Source organism: Lentzea guizhouensis, assembly GCF_001701025.1.
In the GTDB taxonomy this organism is placed as follows: Bacteria; Actinomycetota; Actinomycetes; order Mycobacteriales; family Pseudonocardiaceae; genus Lentzea; species Lentzea guizhouensis.
The window spans coordinates 9603240-9621471 of record NZ_CP016793.1 but is presented as its reverse complement, the minus strand read 5'-3'; the positions used below and the strand labels follow the sequence as shown (position 1 = coordinate 9621471).

Annotated in this window: 18 protein-coding genes; 9 read left to right on the top strand and 9 right to left on the bottom strand. The window is 71.3% G+C overall.

Features of this window, described 5'->3' with window-relative positions:
- Positions 1-48: 48 nt before the first annotated feature.
- The 5 genes from BBK82_RS45590 to BBK82_RS45570 all read left to right on the top strand — a co-directional run bounded on the left by BBK82_RS45590 (position 49) and on the right by BBK82_RS45570 (position 4276).
- Positions 49-732 (top strand): TetR/AcrR family transcriptional regulator, encoded by a 684-nt coding sequence (locus BBK82_RS45590; RefSeq protein ID WP_083268640.1) that lies wholly within the window; start codon positions 49-51, stop codon positions 730-732.
- Positions 729-1259: a molybdenum cofactor guanylyltransferase gene (gene mobA / locus BBK82_RS45585; RefSeq protein ID WP_065920468.1), complete on the top strand. Its 531-nt coding sequence runs from the start codon at positions 729-731 to the stop codon at positions 1257-1259. Before BBK82_RS45590 ends, mobA begins: the two co-directional genes overlap by 4 nt.
- A 46-nt stretch (positions 1260-1305) precedes the next feature.
- Positions 1306-2370: an AAA family ATPase gene (locus BBK82_RS45580; RefSeq protein WP_065920467.1), complete on the top strand. Its 1065-nt coding sequence runs from the start codon at positions 1306-1308 to the stop codon at positions 2368-2370.
- Between the two features lie 62 nt (positions 2371-2432).
- Entirely contained in the window at positions 2433-3314 is an 882-nt protein-coding gene (locus tag BBK82_RS45575; RefSeq protein WP_083269008.1) for a DUF58 domain-containing protein, read from the top strand.
- Entirely contained in the window at positions 3311-4276 is a 966-nt protein-coding gene (locus tag BBK82_RS45570) for a VWA domain-containing protein (RefSeq protein ID WP_065920465.1), read from the top strand. Before BBK82_RS45575 ends, BBK82_RS45570 begins: the two co-directional genes overlap by 4 nt.
- 18 nt (positions 4277-4294) lie before the next feature.
- Here BBK82_RS45570 and BBK82_RS51315 read toward each other — a convergent pair whose 3' ends face one another.
- Both BBK82_RS51315 and BBK82_RS51310 read right to left on the bottom strand, forming a co-directional pair.
- Positions 4295-5158, bottom strand: a complete 864-nt coding sequence (locus BBK82_RS51315) for a TAXI family TRAP transporter solute-binding subunit (protein WP_065920464.1) — start codon at positions 5156-5158, stop codon at positions 4295-4297.
- Entirely contained in the window at positions 5155-6012 is an 858-nt protein-coding gene (locus tag BBK82_RS51310; protein ID WP_237047945.1) for a sensor histidine kinase, read from the bottom strand. The genes BBK82_RS51315 and BBK82_RS51310 overlap by 4 nt, the downstream gene beginning before the upstream one ends.
- A 26-nt stretch (positions 6013-6038) precedes the next feature.
- On the opposite strand from BBK82_RS51310, the gene BBK82_RS55455 reads away from it, so the two are divergent.
- Positions 6039-6260, top strand: coding sequence for a hypothetical protein (locus tag BBK82_RS55455; RefSeq protein WP_083268639.1), 222 nt, complete (start codon positions 6039-6041; stop codon positions 6258-6260).
- Between the two features lie 194 nt (positions 6261-6454).
- Here BBK82_RS55455 and BBK82_RS45555 read toward each other — a convergent pair whose 3' ends face one another.
- From BBK82_RS45555 to BBK82_RS45545, 3 genes are all read right to left on the bottom strand, one after another.
- On the bottom strand, positions 6455-7114 hold the full coding sequence (locus BBK82_RS45555) for a response regulator transcription factor (RefSeq protein ID WP_065920463.1): 660 nt from the start codon (positions 7112-7114) through the stop codon (positions 6455-6457).
- A gap of 182 nt (positions 7115-7296) precedes the next feature.
- Positions 7297-7719, bottom strand: a complete 423-nt coding sequence (locus BBK82_RS45550) for a hypothetical protein (protein WP_065920462.1) — start codon at positions 7717-7719, stop codon at positions 7297-7299.
- Between the two features lie 28 nt (positions 7720-7747).
- Positions 7748-10330: an FAD-binding and (Fe-S)-binding domain-containing protein gene (locus BBK82_RS45545; RefSeq protein ID WP_065921889.1), complete on the bottom strand. Its 2583-nt coding sequence runs from the start codon at positions 10328-10330 to the stop codon at positions 7748-7750.
- A gap of 132 nt (positions 10331-10462) precedes the next feature.
- Here BBK82_RS45545 and fabG point away from each other — a divergent pair, with 132 nt between their 5' ends.
- Genes fabG through BBK82_RS45530 form a run of 3 tightly spaced genes read left to right on the top strand, consistent with a single transcriptional unit; the run spans position 10463 to position 13050 of the window.
- A complete protein-coding gene (gene fabG, locus BBK82_RS45540; protein ID WP_065920461.1) occupies positions 10463-11167 on the top strand; it encodes a beta-ketoacyl-ACP reductase in 705 nt (234 codons plus the stop codon).
- A gap of 37 nt (positions 11168-11204) precedes the next feature.
- Positions 11205-11972, top strand: a complete 768-nt coding sequence (gene fabI, locus BBK82_RS45535; RefSeq protein ID WP_065920460.1) for an enoyl-ACP reductase FabI — start codon at positions 11205-11207, stop codon at positions 11970-11972.
- A gap of 52 nt (positions 11973-12024) precedes the next feature.
- Positions 12025-13050, top strand: a complete 1026-nt coding sequence (locus BBK82_RS45530; RefSeq protein ID WP_065920459.1) for a ferrochelatase — start codon at positions 12025-12027, stop codon at positions 13048-13050.
- Between the two features lie 324 nt (positions 13051-13374).
- On the opposite strand, the gene BBK82_RS45525 is transcribed toward BBK82_RS45530, so the two are convergent.
- The 4 genes from BBK82_RS45525 to BBK82_RS45510 all read right to left on the bottom strand — a co-directional run bounded on the left by BBK82_RS45525 (position 13375) and on the right by BBK82_RS45510 (position 18230).
- Positions 13375-14697: an extracellular solute-binding protein gene (locus BBK82_RS45525; protein ID WP_065920458.1), complete on the bottom strand. Its 1323-nt coding sequence runs from the start codon at positions 14695-14697 to the stop codon at positions 13375-13377.
- 243 nt (positions 14698-14940) lie between these two features.
- The gene (locus BBK82_RS45520) at positions 14941-16743 is read right to left on the bottom strand and encodes a vWA domain-containing protein (protein WP_154697886.1); all 1803 of its coding nucleotides are present in this window, start codon (positions 16741-16743) and stop codon (positions 14941-14943) included.
- A 137-nt stretch (positions 16744-16880) separates the two neighbouring features.
- On the bottom strand, positions 16881-17678 hold the full coding sequence (locus BBK82_RS45515) for a hypothetical protein (RefSeq protein WP_065920456.1): 798 nt from the start codon (positions 17676-17678) through the stop codon (positions 16881-16883).
- A gap of 60 nt (positions 17679-17738) precedes the next feature.
- Positions 17739-18230, bottom strand: a complete 492-nt coding sequence (locus BBK82_RS45510) for a YcxB family protein (protein WP_065920455.1) — start codon at positions 18228-18230, stop codon at positions 17739-17741.
- Between the last annotated feature and the right edge of the window lie 2 nt (positions 18231-18232).

The window sequence follows — 18232 nt, the reverse complement described above, 5'->3', positions numbered from 1 at the left end:
CAAAACCCAAATTAGCGTATGACATACGCATCTGTTTGACTAGGGGGTATGAAAAGGGGGCGCAAACCGACCATCGACGCCGCCGACATCACGCGGGCCGCCATCGCGGTCGCGGACGCCGAGGGGCTCGCCGCCGTGTCCATGGCCCGCGTCGCCCAGGAGATGGGCAACGCCACGATGGCGCTCTACCGGCACGTGAAGAGCAAGGACGAGCTGCTCGCGTTGATGTGGGACGCGGCGATGGAGGAACCGCCTCCGCTGCCGGACGGCGACTGGCGCGACAAGCTCGGGTCCTGGGCACGAGCGGTGCTCATGGCCATCCGCAGGCGCCCGTGGTTCCTGCAGATCCCGGTCAGCGGCCCGCCGGTCGGCCCGAAGAACCTCGCCTGGCTCGACAGCGCCCTCACCGCTCTCGAGGACACGCCGCTGGAGCCGGGGGAGAAGATCGGCGTCGTGATGGGCCTCTCGACCTTCGTGCAGGGCGAGGCGCGGCTGACCGCCACGCTGACCCAGGGCTTCCAGGACGACCCCGCCCAGTTCAACCACCAGTACGGGCAGGCGTTGCGCGAGATCGTCGACCCGCGCGCGATGCCCTCGCTCGCCAAGGTCATCGCGGCCGGCGTGTTCGACGAGGACGACGTGCTCGACGTCGACGACATCGGGGCGGACTTCGACTTCGGCCTGCAGCTCTTCCTCAACGGAGTCGCCGCGCACATCGGGGGCCGGACATGACCTACGCGGCGATCGTGCTCACGGGCGGCAAGGGGGAACGGCTCGGCGGCGTCGACAAGGCCGCGCTGTCCTACCGGGACGCCACGCTGCTCGACCACGTGCTGTCCGTTGTGGACGACGCGGCGCAGGTCGTCGTTGTGGGACCGGAGAAAGACCGGCCCGGCGTCGTCTGGGCCCGCGAGGACCCGCCCGGCGGAGGACCGCTGGCCGGGCTCGCCGCGGGACTCGCGCACGTCACCGAGGAGTGGGTCGCGGTGCTCGCCGTCGACCAGCCCGGCCTCACCCGGGACACGATCGCGAGGCTGCGCGCGGCAGGCCGCAACGCCGTGCTCAAAGACGACCGCGTGCAGTGGCTGATCGGGTTCTGGAACACCGCTGACCTGCGCGGAGCCATGCCCGCGGAGCCGCGCGACCAGCCGCTGCGCCGGACGCTGCTCACGCTCGACCCGGTGGAGGTGTCCGCTTTGCCCGGTGAGGCGCGCGACGTCGACACCCCGGCCGACCTGGACACCCTTCACACCCAATGAACAGCCCGTGAGCAAGACTGTTCACGATCGGAAAACCCTGTTCCACATGGAGGCCCGCACCGTGACCGAGCCCGCCGCCGAGGCAACGCCGAACGCATCGGCGCCCGTCACCCCGGCTCGTGACGCCCAGCTGCTCGAACGCACCGTGTTCGAGGTGAAGCGGGTCATCGTCGGCCAGGACCGGCTCGTCGAGCGGATGCTCGTGGGTCTGCTGGCCAAGGGCCACCTGCTGCTCGAAGGCGTGCCGGGTGTCGCGAAGACGCTCGCCGTCGAGACCTTCGCCCGCGTGGTCGGCGGCTCGTTCAGCCGCGTGCAGTTCACGCCCGACCTGGTGCCCGCCGACATCCTCGGCACCCGCATCTACCGCCAGTCCACCGAGGCGTTCGACGTGGAGCTCGGTCCCGTGGTCGCCAACTTCGTGCTGGCCGACGAGATCAACCGCGCGCCCGCCAAGGTGCAGTCGGCGATGCTCGAGGTCATGGCCGAGCGGCACGTGTCCATCGGCGGGAAGACGTTCCCGATGCCGAACCCGTTCCTGGTGCTGGCGACGCAGAACCCGATCGAGAACGAGGGCGTGTACCCGCTGCCGGAGGCGCAGCGCGACCGGTTCCTGTTCAAGATCCAGGTCGAGTACCCCACGGCCGAGGAAGAGCGCGAGATCGTCTACCGCATGGGCGTCGAGGCGCCCACGCCGAACCAGGTCCTCTCGCCGGAGGAGCTCGTCCGGCTGCAGGGCGTGGCGTCGCGCGTCTTCGTCCACCACGCCCTGGTCGACTACGTCGTGCGCCTGGTGATCGCGACCCGCGCCCCCGGCGAGCACGGCCTCACCGACGTCGCCGGCTGGGTCGCCTACGGTGCCTCGCCGCGTGCGTCGCTCGGCATCATCGCCGCCGCGCGTGGCCTCGCGCTCGTGCGCGGTCGTGACTACGTGCTGCCGCAGGACGTCGTGGACGTCGTCCCGGACGTGCTGCGCCACCGGCTCGTGCTGTCCTACGACGCGTTGGCCGACGGCGTGCCGATCGACCACATCATCACGCGCGTGCTGCAGATCGTGCCGCTGCCCCAGGTGTCCGCCCGTCCGCAGCAGCCGGTTCCGGCTGGTAGGCCGTGAGCCAGGACAAGACCACCACCGAGCGCCCCTCGTGGGCGCCCCCGGTGCTGCACGGCGGCCGCATGGAAGCCGCACTGCGCATGCTGGAGCTCGACGTGCGGCGCCGCCTCGACGGCCTGCTGCAGGGCAACCACCTCGGTCTCGTCCCGGGGCCGGGAACCGAGCCGGGTGAGGCGCGGACCTACCAGCCCGGCGACGACGTGCGGCGGATGGACTGGGCGGTCACCGCCCGCACCACCGTGCCGCACATCCGCGAGACGGTCGCCGACCGCGAGCTGGAGACCTGGGTGGCGATCGACCTGTCGCCGTCGCTCGACTTCGGCACGGCGGCCTGCGAGAAGCGCGACCTGGTGATCGCCGCGACGGCCGCCGTCGCGCACCTGACCCGCGGTGGCGGCAACCGGATCGGTGCCGCCGTCTCCACGGGCGCGGAGAACGTCCGGATCCCCGCCCGCGGCGGTCTGGCGCACGCCCGCGGGATGATCCGCAAGATCGCCGAGACGCCGCGCGCCGCCGAGGGCACGCGGGGCGACCTGGCGGCGTTGCTGGAGCAGCTGCGCAGGCCACCGCGGCGGCGCGGGCTGATCGTGGTGATCTCGGACTTCCTCGGCGGCATGGAGTGGCAACGGCCGCTGCGCGCGTTGTCGGCCCGGCACGAGCTGGTGGCCATCGAGGTCGTGGACCCGCGTGACGTCGACCTGCCCGAGGTCGGCACCGTCGTGCTGTCCGACCCGGAGAGCGGCCGGCAGCGCGAGGTGACCGCGTCGGCGTTGCTGCGCAAGGAGTTCAACGCCGCGGCCGCCGAGCACCGCGCCGAGGTGGCCGCCGGGCTGCGCCGCGCGGGTGCCGGGCACCTGGTGCTGCGGACCGACTCCGACTGGATCGCGGACACGGTTCGTTTCGTGGTGGCGCGCAAGCGCCGCTGGTCTGGGGGTGTCGCATGAGCTTCTCCAACTTCGTCGCCCCGTGGTGGTTCCTGCTGCTGATCGCCATCGGTGTGCTGCTGGCCGCCTACGTGGTCGTGCAGCGCATGCGGCGCAAGCGGGTGCTGCGGTTCACGAACCTGGAGCTGCTGGAGAAGGTCGCGCCCAAGCGGGAACGCTGGTCGCGGCACGTCCCGGCGGCGTTCCTGCTGGCCGCGCTCGCGCTGCTGACGGTGGCGCTGGCCGGGCCGACGTCCGAGCAGCGGGTCCCGCGCAACCGGGCGACGGTCATGCTCGTGGTCGACGTGTCGCTGTCGATGAAGGCGACCGACGTGAAGCCGTCCCGCCTGGAGGCCGCGCAGGTGGCCGCCAAGTCGTTCGCCGAGGGCCTCACGCCGGGCATCAACCTGGGCCTGATCTCGTTCGCCGGCTCGGCGACCGTGCTGGTGGCGCCGACGACGGACCGCGCGGCCGTCACGCAGTCGATCGACGGCCTCAAGCTCGCCCAGTCGACCGCGACCGGTGACGCGCTGGTGGCCGCGATGGCGTCGATCGACTCGTTCGGCAAGGTCGTCGGCGGCGCCGAGGGGCCCCCTCCGGCTCGCATCGTGCTGATGACGGACGGCAAGGAGACGGTCGGTACCCGCAAGGCGTTCGACGCGGCCGAGGACGCGAAGAAGGCCGGCATCCCGATCTCCACGATCTCGTTCGGCACCGAGGACGGCGTGGTCGACATCGAGGGCCGCCAGCAGGCGGTGCCGGTCGACGACGAGTCGATGAAGGAGATCGCGAAGATCTCCGGCGGTGAGTTCTTCAAGGCGGCCTCCGCCGAGGAGCTGCGCCGGGTGTACGACACGCTCGGCGAGCAGATCGGGTACGAGAAGAAGCAGGCGGACGCGTCGAAGCCGTGGCTGATGCTCGGCACGCTGACGGCGATGTTCGCGGCGGCCGCGGCACTGCTGCTGGGGCAGAGACTTCCCTGACGATCGTGGCGACCCGGCTCAGCCGTGGAGTCTCCGGTACTCCGCGGCCGCGCCGGGGTGCAGCGGCACCCTGCCCGTGTCGATGAGACTGCGCACGTCGAGGTACTGGGTGCCGAGCGCCTGCTGCGGCACCAGTTCCGCCGCCTTGGCCACGAGCAGCCGCACGACCGCGCCCGCGTACTCGGCGCTCAGGCCGGGCCGGCACACCAGCAGGTTCGGCGTGCCGATCGTGGGGACGTCGGCGGACGAGCCGTAGACGCCCATGCGGACGTCCACGCGTTCGTAGACCTTGCCGTACCGCTCCCGCAGCTTCGGCAGGAAACCGTCGAGCGGCAGCAGCCGGATGCCGGTCGCCCTGTCCAGCTCGGGGGTCGGAACGCCGCCGGACCACAGCAACGCCGCGATCTCGCCGGCCTTCAGCGCGTCGACGGCGTTGCGCAGCGGGTAGTGCGCCTCCTGGACGCCCAGCGCGAGCCGTTCGCCCTGCAACGCGGCACCGGAACCCGTGGCCCCCAACGACACCGGCTTGCCGACCAGGTCCGCGGCGGTGCGGTAGGGCGAGTCCACCAGCACGACGAGCTGCAGGTAGTTCTCGTAGACGCGGCCCAGCGCGACCAGCCCGGACTCCAGGTGGGCGCTGTCGCTGAGCGTCAGCGCGAGGTCGGCGGTGCCCTCGCGGAGGTGCCGCAGGTTGTCGGCGCTGCCACCGGTCTGGATCGGGGTGATCGTCAGCGGGCCGGGGGACAGCCGGGAGATCAGCGCGGCGAAGTCGTGGTAGAACCCGCCGGGCTCACCGCCCGCGATCCGGATGGTGCCACTGGGTTCGCTCGTGCCGCACGCGGTCAGGACCAGCGTGCCCAGCAGGAAGGCCCGGCGCTTCACAGCAGCGGCTCCTTGGGGAGTTCGACGGTCACGACCAGGCCGCCGTCGGTGTGCAGCCGGAGCTTGCCGCCGTGGGCGGTCACGATGCGTTCGGCGATGGCCAGCCCGAGCCCGGTGCCGCGCTGGGAGTCGTCGCCGCGCCAGAACCGCTCGGTGGCGTGCTTGATGTTCTTGTTGGACAGACCAGGTCCGTTGTCGCGCACGGTCAGCGTGGCCCGGTCGCACCCGACGGTGACCTCGCTGCCGCCGTACTTGATGGCGTTGTCCAGCAGCACGTCCAGCACCTGGGCCAGGTCGGAGACGGCACACCGCACGAGGCCGGGCGCGCGGTCCTCGACGGTGATCGTCACGCCCGCCGACCCGGCCGCCGCCCGCCACGCGTCGACCCGGTCGTGCGCCACCACCTGCAGGTCGGCCAGCTCGGGTTCCACACCGCCCGCCGCGCGTTCGGTCGCCGTGCTCTCGGCCGAGGCGAGCGCGAGCAACCCGTCCAGCAGCGACTCCAGCCGTTCCACCTCGGTCAGCAGGGATCCGTTCTGCGGCAACATGTCCACCCGCAGCCGCAGCGCCGCCATCGGGTTGCGCAGCTGGTGGGAGGCATCGGCGATCAGCCGGCGTTGCTGGTCGGCGGCCTCGGCCACGGCGTCGGACATCCGGTTGAACGACTCCGACAACGCCCGCAGCTCGGCCGGTCCCGCCGTGTCGGCGACGTGGGTGCGCCGCTGGCCCTCCGCGACCGCCCGCACCCCCCGGTCGAGCTCCTTCAACGGCCGCAACAACCACCGCGAGACCACCAGCGCGACCAGCACGCACGCGCAGGCCGCGAGCAACGCCCGGCCAGCACCAACGCCCACCGGCGCGCCACGCCGCCGCCACGCGGGTGGACGCCCGCACCACCACCGCGCCCGCGACCTTCGTCCCGGTCCCGACCGGCCGGGCGAAGAGCACGTCACCGCCGTTCCAGGGCATGACCGTCGGCACCGGCGCGGCCGGCTGGTTGCGCAACGCGGCGTCGATCTGCGCGGACACGTCGGTGATCGTCATGCCGGACTCGACCAGCGGCTGGCCGGCCGCGTTGACGATCACGACCTCCTCGCCGTAGATCTCGGTGTAGCGCACCGCCTCCGCGGCCACCAGGTCGCCGGGCAGGGTCGCGAACCGGTCGAGGTCGGCGGTCCGGCCGATCACGAACTGCTGGGTGCGTTCGGACGCCGTGCTCATCAGCAGCGGCGCGGCGAACGCGGTGACCGCCGACAGCGAGAACAGCAGCAGCACCAACAGCAGCCGTTGCCGCATCTACTCACCGAGCCGGTAGCCGAAACCGCGGATGGTGTGCAGCAGCCCCGGCCGGTCGAGCTTGGCGCGCAGCTGCGTGAGGTGCACGTCCAGCGTCCGCGACACCGCCACGAACGCGTTGCCCCACACCTCGTCCATCAGCTGCTGGCGGCTCACCGCCGTGCCCGGCCTGCGCGCCAGCACCGCCAGCACGTCGAACTCCTTGGTGGTCAACGAGATCTCCCGCCCGCCGACCACGACCTGGCGGCTCTGCAGGTCGATCTCCACATCGGACACCCGCACCAGGTCGTCCTGCTCCTGCGACCGCGCCGCACTGCGCCGCGCCACCGCGTCGATCCGCGCCAGCAGCTCGGCCAGCCGCACCGGCTTGACCAGGTAGTCGTCCGCCCCCAGCCGCAGCCCGCGCACCACCGTCCGCTCGTCCCCGCGGGCGGTCAGCACCAGCACGGGCACCGGGTCGATCTTGCGGAGCTTGCGCAGCACCTCCAGGCCGTCCTGGTCGGGCAGGCCGAGGTCGAGCAGCACCACGTCCGCGTCCCGGTGCGCGATCAGCGCGTCAGCTCCCCGGCGCACGCGGGCAGGCCGGTGGCCGTTCGCCCGCAGCGCTTCCACCAGGGCGTCGGCGACACCGTCGTCGTCTTCGACCAACAGCACCCGCATCGGAGAAGTATCGCCCCTGATAGTCGTTTCGTGCGCGTGTCGACGCGCCTAAGTGACTGTAAAGAAGCTACCTCGCGGGTTGTGGCGGGTGCGGCGACATCGAGATCGTGTCGTGACGGCAAAGACTCGCGGAGGGCGGTCATGCGGCGACCGCCCTCCGCCTCCCTCCCCCGGGCTCAGGCTCAGCAGCGCTCCTCGGTCGACCCGTGCACGGAATAATCCGAACCGAACACGTTGCCGGCGGCGTAGGTGCAGACGCCCAGCGTGTTCGCGCCGCGCGACCACAGCTCCTGCGCCCTGCCGTCGTGGCCGGTGTAGTCGACCGCGCCGTCGCTGGTGCGGGTCCAGATGCCGGCGCGGAGGTGGTTGTTCGGGTGCTTGGCGTGCCACGAGTCCCACACGTACACGTACGCGTAGTTCTTGTTGCAGCCCTTGAACTGCTTGACCGAGGCCACCGTCTCGGAGCCGTGCTTGAGGTACTTCGTCGCGCCGATCTGGGTGACGCCGGACTTGCAGGCCGGGTTGTACTCCGCCTGCGCCGTGCCGGTGAACGTCATGGCGAGGGCAGCGGCCGCCAGTGCGGCGGCGACGATCTTCTTGTGCATGGGCACGACGGTGCCCTTGGGCGGTTAGTCAGCGGTTAATCACACCGAGCCTGGTCGCGAGCACCGTGGCCAGGTGCACCGGTTCGCGGTCGGTCGTGTGCCGGATCTGGGTGCGGCAGCTGAAGCCGTCGGCGAGCACGATCGCGTTCTCGTTGTCCCTGATGGCCGGCAGCAGGTCCTGTTCGGCGCACGCGATCGACACGTCGTAGTGCCCCTGCTCGAAGCCGAAGTTGCCGGCCAGCCCACAGCAGCCCTCGACGATCTTGGACTGCAGGCCCGCCTTCGCCATCGCCGTGCGGTCGGGTCCGAAGCCCAGCTCCGCGTACTGGTGGCAGTGGGTCTGCACCACGGCCTCCCGCGTTCCCCCGATGGCCGGCAGCCTCGGTGCGACGTGCTCGGCGAACGTGCGCGTGGCCTCGGCGAGCGCGCGCACCTCCTTGATGGGCGAGAGCTTCGGCGCCTCGACCTTCAGGAACGCCGTGCAGCTCGGTTCCAGGCCGATCACCGGGATGCCCCGGCTCGTCCACGGGTACAGCGCGCGTGCCGTGCGTTCGACCACCCGGCGGGCTTTCGGGAGCTGGCCGGTCGAGTGCCAGGTCAGTCCACAACAGACGTTCGCGGACGGCAGCTCGACCCGGTTTCCCAGGTGTGCCAGCACGTTCGCGGCGTCGATGCCGATGCCGGGCTCGAAGAAGTTCGTGAACGTGTCGGGGAACAACAGCACCGGTTCGCCCTTGCCGAGCGGGTGCAGCTGGCGGACAAGGGGAGTGGTGGGCGTGGGCAGCTCGCGTTCGCGCGTGATGCCCGCGAACCGGCCGAGCTTCGCGGTGAACCTGGTGACCAGCCCGTACTTCAGCCACGTCGGCAGCCACCCCATGGCGTAGTGCGACCGCGGTCGCAGCCGGCGTTTGTAGTGCTCGTGCAGGAACTCCGCCTTGTAGCTCGCCATGTCGACGTCGACCGGGCAGTCGCGCTTGCAGCCCTTGCAGCCCAGGCACAGGTCGAGCGCCTCGGCGACCTCGGGCGAGCGCCAGCCTTTCTTGATCACATCGCCGTTGAGCATCTCGAACAGCAGGTGGGCGCGCCCTCGGGTGGAGTGCTTCTCCTCGCGGGTGACGCGGTAGCTCGGGCACATCACGCCGCCCTTGGTGTTCAGGCACTTGCCGACACCGACGCACCGGCGGGTGTCGCTCGCGAACTCCGCGCGGGTCGGGATCCTCGGTGGAGCGACGAGGATGCGCAGGTCGTCGTCGAGCTTGCGCGGCCGCACGATCCGGCCGGGGTTGAGCAGGTTCCCGGGGTCGAAGGCGTGCTTGAACTCCTCGAACGCCTTGATCGCCGCCGGCGGGTACATGCGGCTGAGCAGCTCGGAGCGGGCCTGGCCGTCGCCGTGCTCGCCGGACAGGCTGCCGCCGTGGCTCACGACCAGGTCGGCGGCGTCCTGCAGGAACTCCCGGTAACCGCGGGCCAGGTCGAAGTCGATGCGCACGTGCAGGCAGCCCTCGCCGAAGTGGCCGTAGGTGATGCCGCGGCGGCCGTACCTGGCCAGCAGCTGGTCGAACTCGCGCAGGTAGCGGCCCAGCCGTGCGGGCGGCACGGCGGCGTCCTCCCAGCCCGACCACGCCTCGCCACCGTCGGGCATCCGAGTGGCGAGCCCGGCGCCGTCCTCGCGGATCCGCCACAGCGCCCGCTGCTGCACCGGGTCGTGGATGATCATCGAGTTCCTGCTGAGCTTCGCGATCCTCTCCGGGGCGTCCTCGACCTCGACGAACAGCCAGCTGCGGCCTTCCGGCAGGTCAGGGCGGGTGCGGACGCTGCGGACCAGCGCTTCGTCGATGCCCTCGACGGCCAGTGCGCCCTCGATCTGGGTGACCTGGTCGGCGGCGTCGTAGGTGTCCGCGAAGCCGAGCACGACGAGGACGCGCCGTTCCGGGCGGCGGACCAGCTCCAGCTCGGCACCCAGCAGCACCACGCAGGTGCCCTCGGTGCCGACGAGCTGCTGGGTGAGCGTAGGGGCGTCCAGCGCGTACCCGCTGACCCGGCGGGTGAGCTGCGGGAACCACGCGGGGTCGTGGTCGGGCAGTGCGAGCTCCGGCGCGTTCGTGGTGTCGAACCGGCGGCCGTCGACGGTGAGCACGTCCAGGTTCGCGACGTTCTCGCTGGTCTTGCCCCACTTGACCGAGTGGGCGCCGCACGCGTTGTTGCCGATCATCCCGCCGATCGTGCACCGCGAGTGCGTGGACGGGTCGGGGCCGAAGAGGTACGGGCCGGCCGCTGCGTTGATCTTGTCGAGCACGGCGCCCGGCTGGGCGAACGCGCGGTCGCCGGAAACTTCGAAGGCGTTCAGGTAGCGGCTGAAGTCGAGCACCAGCCCGGTGCCGCACGCGTTGCCCGCGATCGACGTCCCGGCGCCGCGGCTGGTGATCGGCACCCGGTGCTCCGCGGCCAGCCCGACGGCGGCGATGACCGCGTCCGTCGTGCGTGGACGGACGACCACCCGCGGCACGTGGCGGTAGTTCGACGCGTCGGCCGAGTACAGGGCACGGCTCGCGGGGTCGTCGAGCACGTCGCCGTCGACGTCGCGGCGGAGTTGGTCGAGGAAGGCCCGCATCACCCGATCATGCACCTGATCACTTGGCCGATCATGTCGGCCGTGGTGTGAGGTTGAACCGCCGATGCCGGGCTACCTGCGGGTAGCCGATAGCCTCACCCGGTCAACCAGCAGCGATTCTCAGGAGAGCTAGTGAGTCGGTCCGTTCTGGTCACCGGAGGCAATCGCGGCATCGGCCTCGCGATCGCGCAGGCGTTCGCGGCGCAGGGCGACAAGGTCGCCGTCACGCACCGCGGCTCCGGCGCTCCCGAGGGTCTGCTCGGCGTGAAGTGCGACGTGACCAACGCCGAGGAGATCGACGCGGCGTTCACCGAGGTCGAGGCCGCGCACGGTCCGGTCGAGGTGCTCGTGTGCAACGCCGGCATGACCCAGGACACGCTGCTGCTGCGCATGAGCGAGGAGCAGTTCACCAGCGTCGTGGACGCGAACCTCACCGGTGCGTTCCGCTTCGCCCAGCGCGCCTCGCGCGGCATGCTGCGCAAGAAGTTCGGCCGCATCGTGTTCATCTCGTCGGTCGTGGGCCTCACCGGTGGCGCGGGCCAGGTCAACTACGCCGCGTCCAAGGCGGGCATGGTCGGCATGGCGCGCTCGATCGCGCTGGAGCTGGGCTCGCGCAACATCACCGCGAACGTCGTCACGCCGGGCTTCATCACCACCGACATGACCGCCGAGCTGCCGGAGGCGGTGCGCGAGGCGGCGCTCAAGCAGATCCCGGCCGGTCGCTACGGCGCCGCCGACGAGATCGCGCGCGCGGTGACGTTCCTCGCCGCCAACGAGGCGGGCTACATCAACGGTGCCGTGCTGCCGGTCGACGGCGGCCTCGGCATGGGCCACTGACATTTCTCCTGCTGCACCAGTGAAAGGGTTGGATCAAGTGACCGGACTGCTCGAAGGCAAGCGGCTGCTGATCACCGGTGTGATCACCGACGCGTCGATCGCCTTCCACGTCGCACGCGTCGCCCAGGAGCAGGGCGCCGAGGTCGTGCTGACCGGGTTCGGCCGGATGAGCCTCGTGCAGCGCATCGCCCAGCGCCTGCCCAAGCCCGCGCCCGTGGTCGAGCTCGACGTGCAGAACCAGGAGCACCTCGACACGCTCGCCGAGCGCGTCGGTGAGCACGTCGACGGTCTCGACGGCGTCGTGCACGCCATCGGCTTCGCCCCGCAGAGCTGCCTCGGCGCGCCGTTCATGGACGCGCCGTGGGAGGACGTCTCCGTCGCGATGCACGTCTCGGCGTACTCGTACAAGGCGCTGGTGCAGGCCGTGCGCCCGATGCTGTCGCACGGCTCGTCGGTCGTCGGTCTCGACTTCGACGCCCGCCAGGCGTGGCCCGCCTACAACTGGATGGGCGCGGCGAAGGCGGCGTTCGAGTCGATCAACCGCTACATGGCGCGTGACCTCGGCCCGGACGGCATCCGCGTGAACCTGATCTCCGCGGGTCCGGTGCGCACGATGGCCGCGAAGTCGATCCCCGGCTTCTCCGAGCTGGAGAAGATGTGGGGCGAGAAGGCGCCGCTGTCGTGGGACGTCGACGACCCGACGCCGGTCGCGAAGTCGGTCTGCGGCCTGCTGTCGGACTGGTTCCCGGCCACCACGGGCTCGATGGTGTTCGTCGACGGCGGCGTGCACTTCCTCGGTCTCTGACGTCACATCCGTTCGTCGTGTGAGGGCATCGGGCGTCTGATTGGATGGAGCGGTGAGTTTCGACGCGCTGCTCTGGCTTTCCTTCGGCGGACCGGAAGGTCCTGAGGACGTCCGTCCCTTCCTCGAGAACGTGGTTCGCGGACGTGGCGTGCCGCCGGAGCGGCTGGACGAGGTCGAGGCCCATTACCAGCACTTCGGCGGCGTGTCGCCGATCAACCGCTTGAACCTGGAAGCCATCGACGCGGTCCGTGCCCGTGGTTTCGAGCTGCCGATCTACTTCGGCAACCGCAACTGGCACCCGATGGTGGAGGACACCGTCGCCCAGATGAAGGCGGACGGCGTCCGTCGCGCGTTGGTGTTCCCGACGAGCGCCTACGGCGGCTACTCCGCCTGCCGCCAGTACGACGAGGACATCGTGCGCGCGCTGGCGGCCGTGCCGGACGGACCCGAACTGGTGAAGCTGCGCCAGTTCTTCGACCACCCGCTGTTCATCTCCTCCTTCGCCGACGGCGTCCGCGCCGCTGCTGCCGGTCTGTCCGGCCCGTACCGGGTGGTGTTCACCGCGCACTCGGTGCCGGTGTCCGCGGACAAGGCCGCCGGCCCGCCGTCGGAAGGCGGCTACCGCTACTCGCGCCAGGTCGTCGAGGCGTCCCGGCTGGTCGCGGCCGAGCTGGGCATCACCGAGTACGACGTGGTGTGGCAGTCGCGCTCCGGCCCGCCGCAGATCCCGTGGCTGGAGCCCGACATCGTCGACCACATCGACGCACTGCACGCCAAGGGCGTGACCGGCGTCGTCGTGTGCCCGATCGGGTTCGTGTCCGACCACCTCGAGGTCGTGTGGGACCTCGACACCGAGGCCCGCGACCGCGCCGCCGAGCTCGGCATGGAGTTCGCCCGCGCGGCGACCCCGAACGGCGACCCGCGCTTCGCCGAGCTCGTGGTGGAGCTGGTGGCCGAGCACACCTCCGGCGCTCCGGCGCGCAAGCTGTCGTCGTTCACGGCGGCCGGCTGCACGGTGAACGGCGCCCCGTGCGCGCCGTTGTGCTGCGAGCCGGCGAAGCGCCCCGTCAAGGCCTAGACGAGCGAGTCCTAAGTCCGGGCGGTGTCTGGAGACGGACGAAGGGTGTTCAAGATCAGTTTGTGACGACCGATCCGAACACCCTCGCCATGGCCCAGGCCCTGCTCGGAGTCACCTCCGAAGCCCGCTGGCTGCGGTTCCACTCGTGAAGGCAGGCGCCCCGAGCAGGCCCGGCAGGTGCACCGGACCCGCCGGACGGCGAGGATGCTGACCTCGACCTCAACCGGCGTGCGGGTGGGGCTGCGGTGGCGGACTCTGCGCCCGTTGTCGTTTCCGGACTTCGGGTGCGCTGGGGTGCGCAGTGACCCTGTGCCGCCGAAACCCTCACCGCCCCTGGAGGGCAGCCGTCAGCCGTTCCGCGGCGTTGGACGGAAGCGCGCCGTCGTGCTCGATGGCGTACCGGACGATGTCGCGGAACACTTCGCTGAACCGCGAGTAGTACGGCGTGATCGGGCGTAATCGCGCGTTCTCGATGGCCTTGAGCAACAGACGCGCGTACGGGTGTTCCGTCTCGACGCGACTGTCCTGGTACACGATCCCCCTCGTGGCCGCGAGCCCGCCCCGTTCGAACAACAGCTGCTGGCTGCGCGGCCCGGCCAGGAACTCGATCAACGCCTGCGCGGCCCGCGGCTTGGTCGACTTGCTGGAGATGGCCAGGTTCTGCCCGCCCAGCACACTCGGCCCCGGCAGCTGCGCCACCGTGAAGTCGAGCCGCGGCCGCCCGTCGGTCTCCGCCTGGTTGGCCGTCAGCACCCGGTGCGCCAACGGCCAGTTGCGCATGAACACGACCTTCCCGTCCCGGAACGCCTGCGTGCTCAACGGCTCGTTCTCGGCCCGAGCCTCCTTGAGCACGACCGGCTTGTCGCCCTTGAGGCCGTCCGCGAGCCACCGCAGGGCGCGCCGGGTGCGGTCGTTGTCGATGACCACCTTGCCGGTCTCGTCGACCACCTCGCCGTTCTCGGCCCAGATCAGCTCCAGCGCGTTGACCGTCAGCCCCTCGTAGTCGGAGAACTGCCCGGCGTACCCGGCCTGCAGCCGCGCGTCCGGCGCGGCTCTCAGCGTCCGGGTGGACGCGGTCGTGATTTCCTCGAGCTCCAACGGCACTTCGGTGACCAGGTCCTTGCGGAAGAACAACAACCCGGCGTCGGTGTTGAACGGCAACGCCCACAGCACGTTCTGGTACCGGCAACTCTCCAGCGGCTGCCTGAGGAACCCGCTCGTGTCCACACCGGACAGCGGCCGCAGGTACCCCGACTGCGCGAACTCGGCCGTCCACATCACGTCGAGGTTGTAGACGTCCGCGTTCTCCGCCTTCTCCCTGGCCCGCGCCACCATCTCACTGCGCTGCCCGTCCGCCTCGGTGGACAGCTCGATGATCTCCGCCTGGTGCTCGGGGTTCTCGGCGTTCCACTGGTTGATGAGCGCCCGCCGCTGCCCGTCGCTCTGGTCCCGCCCGGAGAGGATGACCAGCTTCCCCTTCTCCCACGCGGTCGACTCGCGGAACAGGGGCTGGATGCCGCTGGTGAACAGGATGGTCAGCACGATGCCGACCGCCATGCCCATCGCGAGCCAGGACCGGTTCGCCCAGACGACGCCGGGCGGGCCGAGGCGGGGTAGCGCGGACCAGACCCGTCTTGACCAGTTCACCTGGTACCTCCTCGGTGGACGGGGGAGAGAACGGTCGGGGGCTCGGGCGGCGGGGGTTCGGCTCGGGTGGGGCGGGCGTGGTGGGCAGGGATGTGGGCGGAGGCGTGGCCGTTGCCAGGCCTTGCCCGGCGTTCCCGCGCACTTCCAGAGGTCCCGAACTCGGCCTGCCGGCACTCCCGGCGAGCGCGCACGACCTGCGGCGCCGGTGGCGGTCAGCGGTGGCGGAACGGGTGTGGGTGGGGGTCACGGGGCTCCTCCCCACAGCTTCCGGAACAGCGCTGCCAGGTCGTCGCCCAGCGTGTCCATCGTGGAGTCGTGGCACTCCCCGCCGGACGCGTCGGTGATCGTGGTCAGGGCGTGGGCCGCGCAGCTCGCGTCGCCCACCGCGACCACGAACACCCGCACCGGGCGGTCGCGGAGGGCTGCGGCCACGTCGGCTCGGGTCTGAGGGCTGGTGGTGTCCTCGCCGTCGGTCAGGGCGATGACCGCGCTGACGTGGTCGGCGTCGTCGGTGCCGATGCGGGCGGCGCTGTCGAGGATGGCCTGGTGCAGCGGGGTGCCGCCGGTGGGGGTGACTGCTTCCAGGGCGGTGGTGGCGGCCTCGCGGTCGCGGCGGCCGAGCGGGACCAGGGGGCGGACCTCGGAGCCGCTGAAGACGGAGAGGCCGTAGGTGTCGCGGGCGCCCATCTGGGTGAGGGCCTTGCGGACGCCGTCGACGGCGACGGCGAAGCGGCTCTCACCGGTCGCGGTCTGCTCGGTCATGGAGCCGGAGGCGTCGAGGGTGAGCCAGATCCGGCCGTCGCGTTTGGCCTGGTCGTACTTGCGTTCGAAGGCAGGCCACTCGGAGAGGTCGGGTGCGGCCTCGTCGTTGTCGAGGATCGGGCCTGCCTGCACGCCGTGCTCCTCGCGGAACTCCGAGCCCGCCGCCTGCTTCGACGGGCGCAGACCGGCGGTGTTCAGCGCGGTCTTGCCCGCCTGCGAGGACAGCCACGACTGGAACGCACGCGCGGGTGCGCGGGCTTCGAGGTTCGAGGCGTCCTGGGTGTCCCACTCGACGAGGTTCACCGGGTAGTCGGCGCGGTAGGTGTCCGACGGGTACAGCGCGGTCAGGCACGGCTTGACCGCGCAGGCCGTTCTGTTGTGCCGCAAGAGGACCTGCTCGGTCGTCACGAGCGCCGCGTCCGGCCGCAGCTGGGTGCTCTCCTCCAGCCGGCGTTCCACCACCGCCGGGTCGAGCGACGAGTACAACGCGTAGGTGGCCAGCCTGCCGTCGATGGCGGTCAGCGGGTTCGGGCGACCGATCGGCAGCCCGGTGCCGTGCACCTTCGCCAGCAGCTCGCCCCACGGCTCCGGCGAGCTCGACGCGACATCTCGCGCGACGGCGGCCGGCATCGCCAGCACGACCGGCGACCAGGCGACGGACTCGCCCTGCAGGACCCGCACCGCCGAGCCGATGCCGTCCGTGCGCCGCACCACCTCCGCGGTCTCGGTCGTCGAGTCGGGCAGCCACACGTCCGGGTGCGGGCCCACCTCCCGCAGGGCCTGCGACGACCACGACGAGCGCAACGCGTTCGCGCCCGTGTCGCCCGGCGCCGCGAACACGAACAACCGCGCCGTGCGGCACCCGTGGTGCCCGTCGGCCGTGTGCAGCTCGAACTGCCGCGCCACGTCCTGGACCGCGGGAAGCGCGGCCTGCGACGTCAGCACCCGCACCTCGGCCGGCTGCGGACACCCGAGCAGCAGCACCCGCCCGTACGCGAGCACCGGCGGTGCGGCGAAGAACACCAGCACACCCAGGGCAGCGAGCACCGCGACGAACACGACCCAGCCCCACCGGATCCGCTTCACCCACCCGGCCAGCCCGTCGACGGCGCTCGCACCGCCGATGACCACCGCGGTGCCGAGGGCGTAGATCACCCAGGACTGCCAGGTCGCGAGCGACCCCGTGGCCGCCTCGGCCAGCAGGTGCCCGGCGACGACGGCCAGCATGACGGCACCGGCGTACCTCGGTGCTGTGCTCGACCGTCGTTGGTCGACATCTTCCATGCGGTGTCCCTCCCCGTCCGAACTGTAGGAGGGGGTACCGACAGTTCTGGGGGAGTTGGCGGCTCAGCCGCCCTTACCGGCGCAGAACCACTCGTTTGGGTCAGTGCGGACAGCGGAACCGCAGTTCACGACCACTTTCAGTGTCGACCGGCGCCGGAGTCCGCCAACACGCGCACCGCTTCGTCCACGGCCGCACAACGCGCGCGTCGCACCGCTTCGGACACCGGGAGCAACGCCTCCGCGCGCGCCGTCATGGCCGAGGCCGACACCGCGCCACCGGGCGAGTCGGACCGGGCGACCGACACGATCGCGTCCACCTCGGCGGCCCGCTGCAGCACCCGCAGCGAGCGCGGCGGCATCGCGTCCGGCCACGGCAGCGCCGAGTTCGCGGCGGCCAGGTCCGCGATCTCCTTGCGCACGTTCGGCCGGTGCTTCGCCACGTCCAGCGACGCCAGCGCCGCGGTCGCCTCGCGCAGCGCGGCACCCAGCCCGGCCTCGGCCTCACCGATCGGGATGTGCTCCAGACCGGTGGACGAGGGCAGGTCGAACACCGTCCACCGCATCACGCCGTCCGCGACGATCTTCGGCACCAGCCCCACGTGCACGGACGGGATCACGAGCGCCTCACCGGACCGCAATGCGCACATCGCGAGCGGCCCCTTGCCGCCCAGACCGCGCACGTCACCCGGCACCGGCAGCACCAGCCGCGCCGAAGTCGCGCCCGCGCGCCGCAACGCGGCCAGCAGCAGGGCGGGCCCCACGGGGGCCTCGTCGGGACCGGGCAGGTCGAGCGCCGTGGCGGTGCCGTCGTCATCGGCCACCACCTCGTGCTGCTCGGCCCACGTGTGCAGGGCGTCGAGGACGTCGTCGGAGGCGGCCAGACCGTGCAGCCATCCCGACGTCCACACGACCAGCGTGGCACTCGCACAGGACACGCGACGAGATTACGTGGCCCGGCCCCCGCCGCCCCACCCGGTGTCTCGGATCGGGCACATCTACTTGGCGGGCCCGATGTGCTGTTCGAGCAGCGTCCGGAACGACTGGGCGTCCTGCGTGGACGCGAACGCCCGGTGCGGCACCGACAGCGACGCCGACCCCTCGTCCAGCGTCTCCAGCACAAATCCCTGCCGCGTCTCGGTCCAGCTGGGCAGCTCGGCCCAGTCGAGCTCCTCGCGCACGGCGGTGCCCACGGCCATCCGGAACGACTGGTCGTCCGCGCTGCCCACGACGGTCCGGCTGATCATCTCGTCCGACGAGAAGCGCCACCACACCGCCACCGGCTCCATGAAGCCGATCACCAGCGCGAACACCAGGCCGAAGATCGCGGCGGGCACCATGTCGTCGTAGAAGAACAGCAGGACCAGCGACAGCCCGGCCAGCGCGACCGCGAACCAGGGCGCCCAGCGGAACATCGGCACCATCGTGCGCAGACTGGCCCGCCAGTCCGCGGGCGAGGGCGCCCACTTGAAATCGACACAGTTGCTCATAT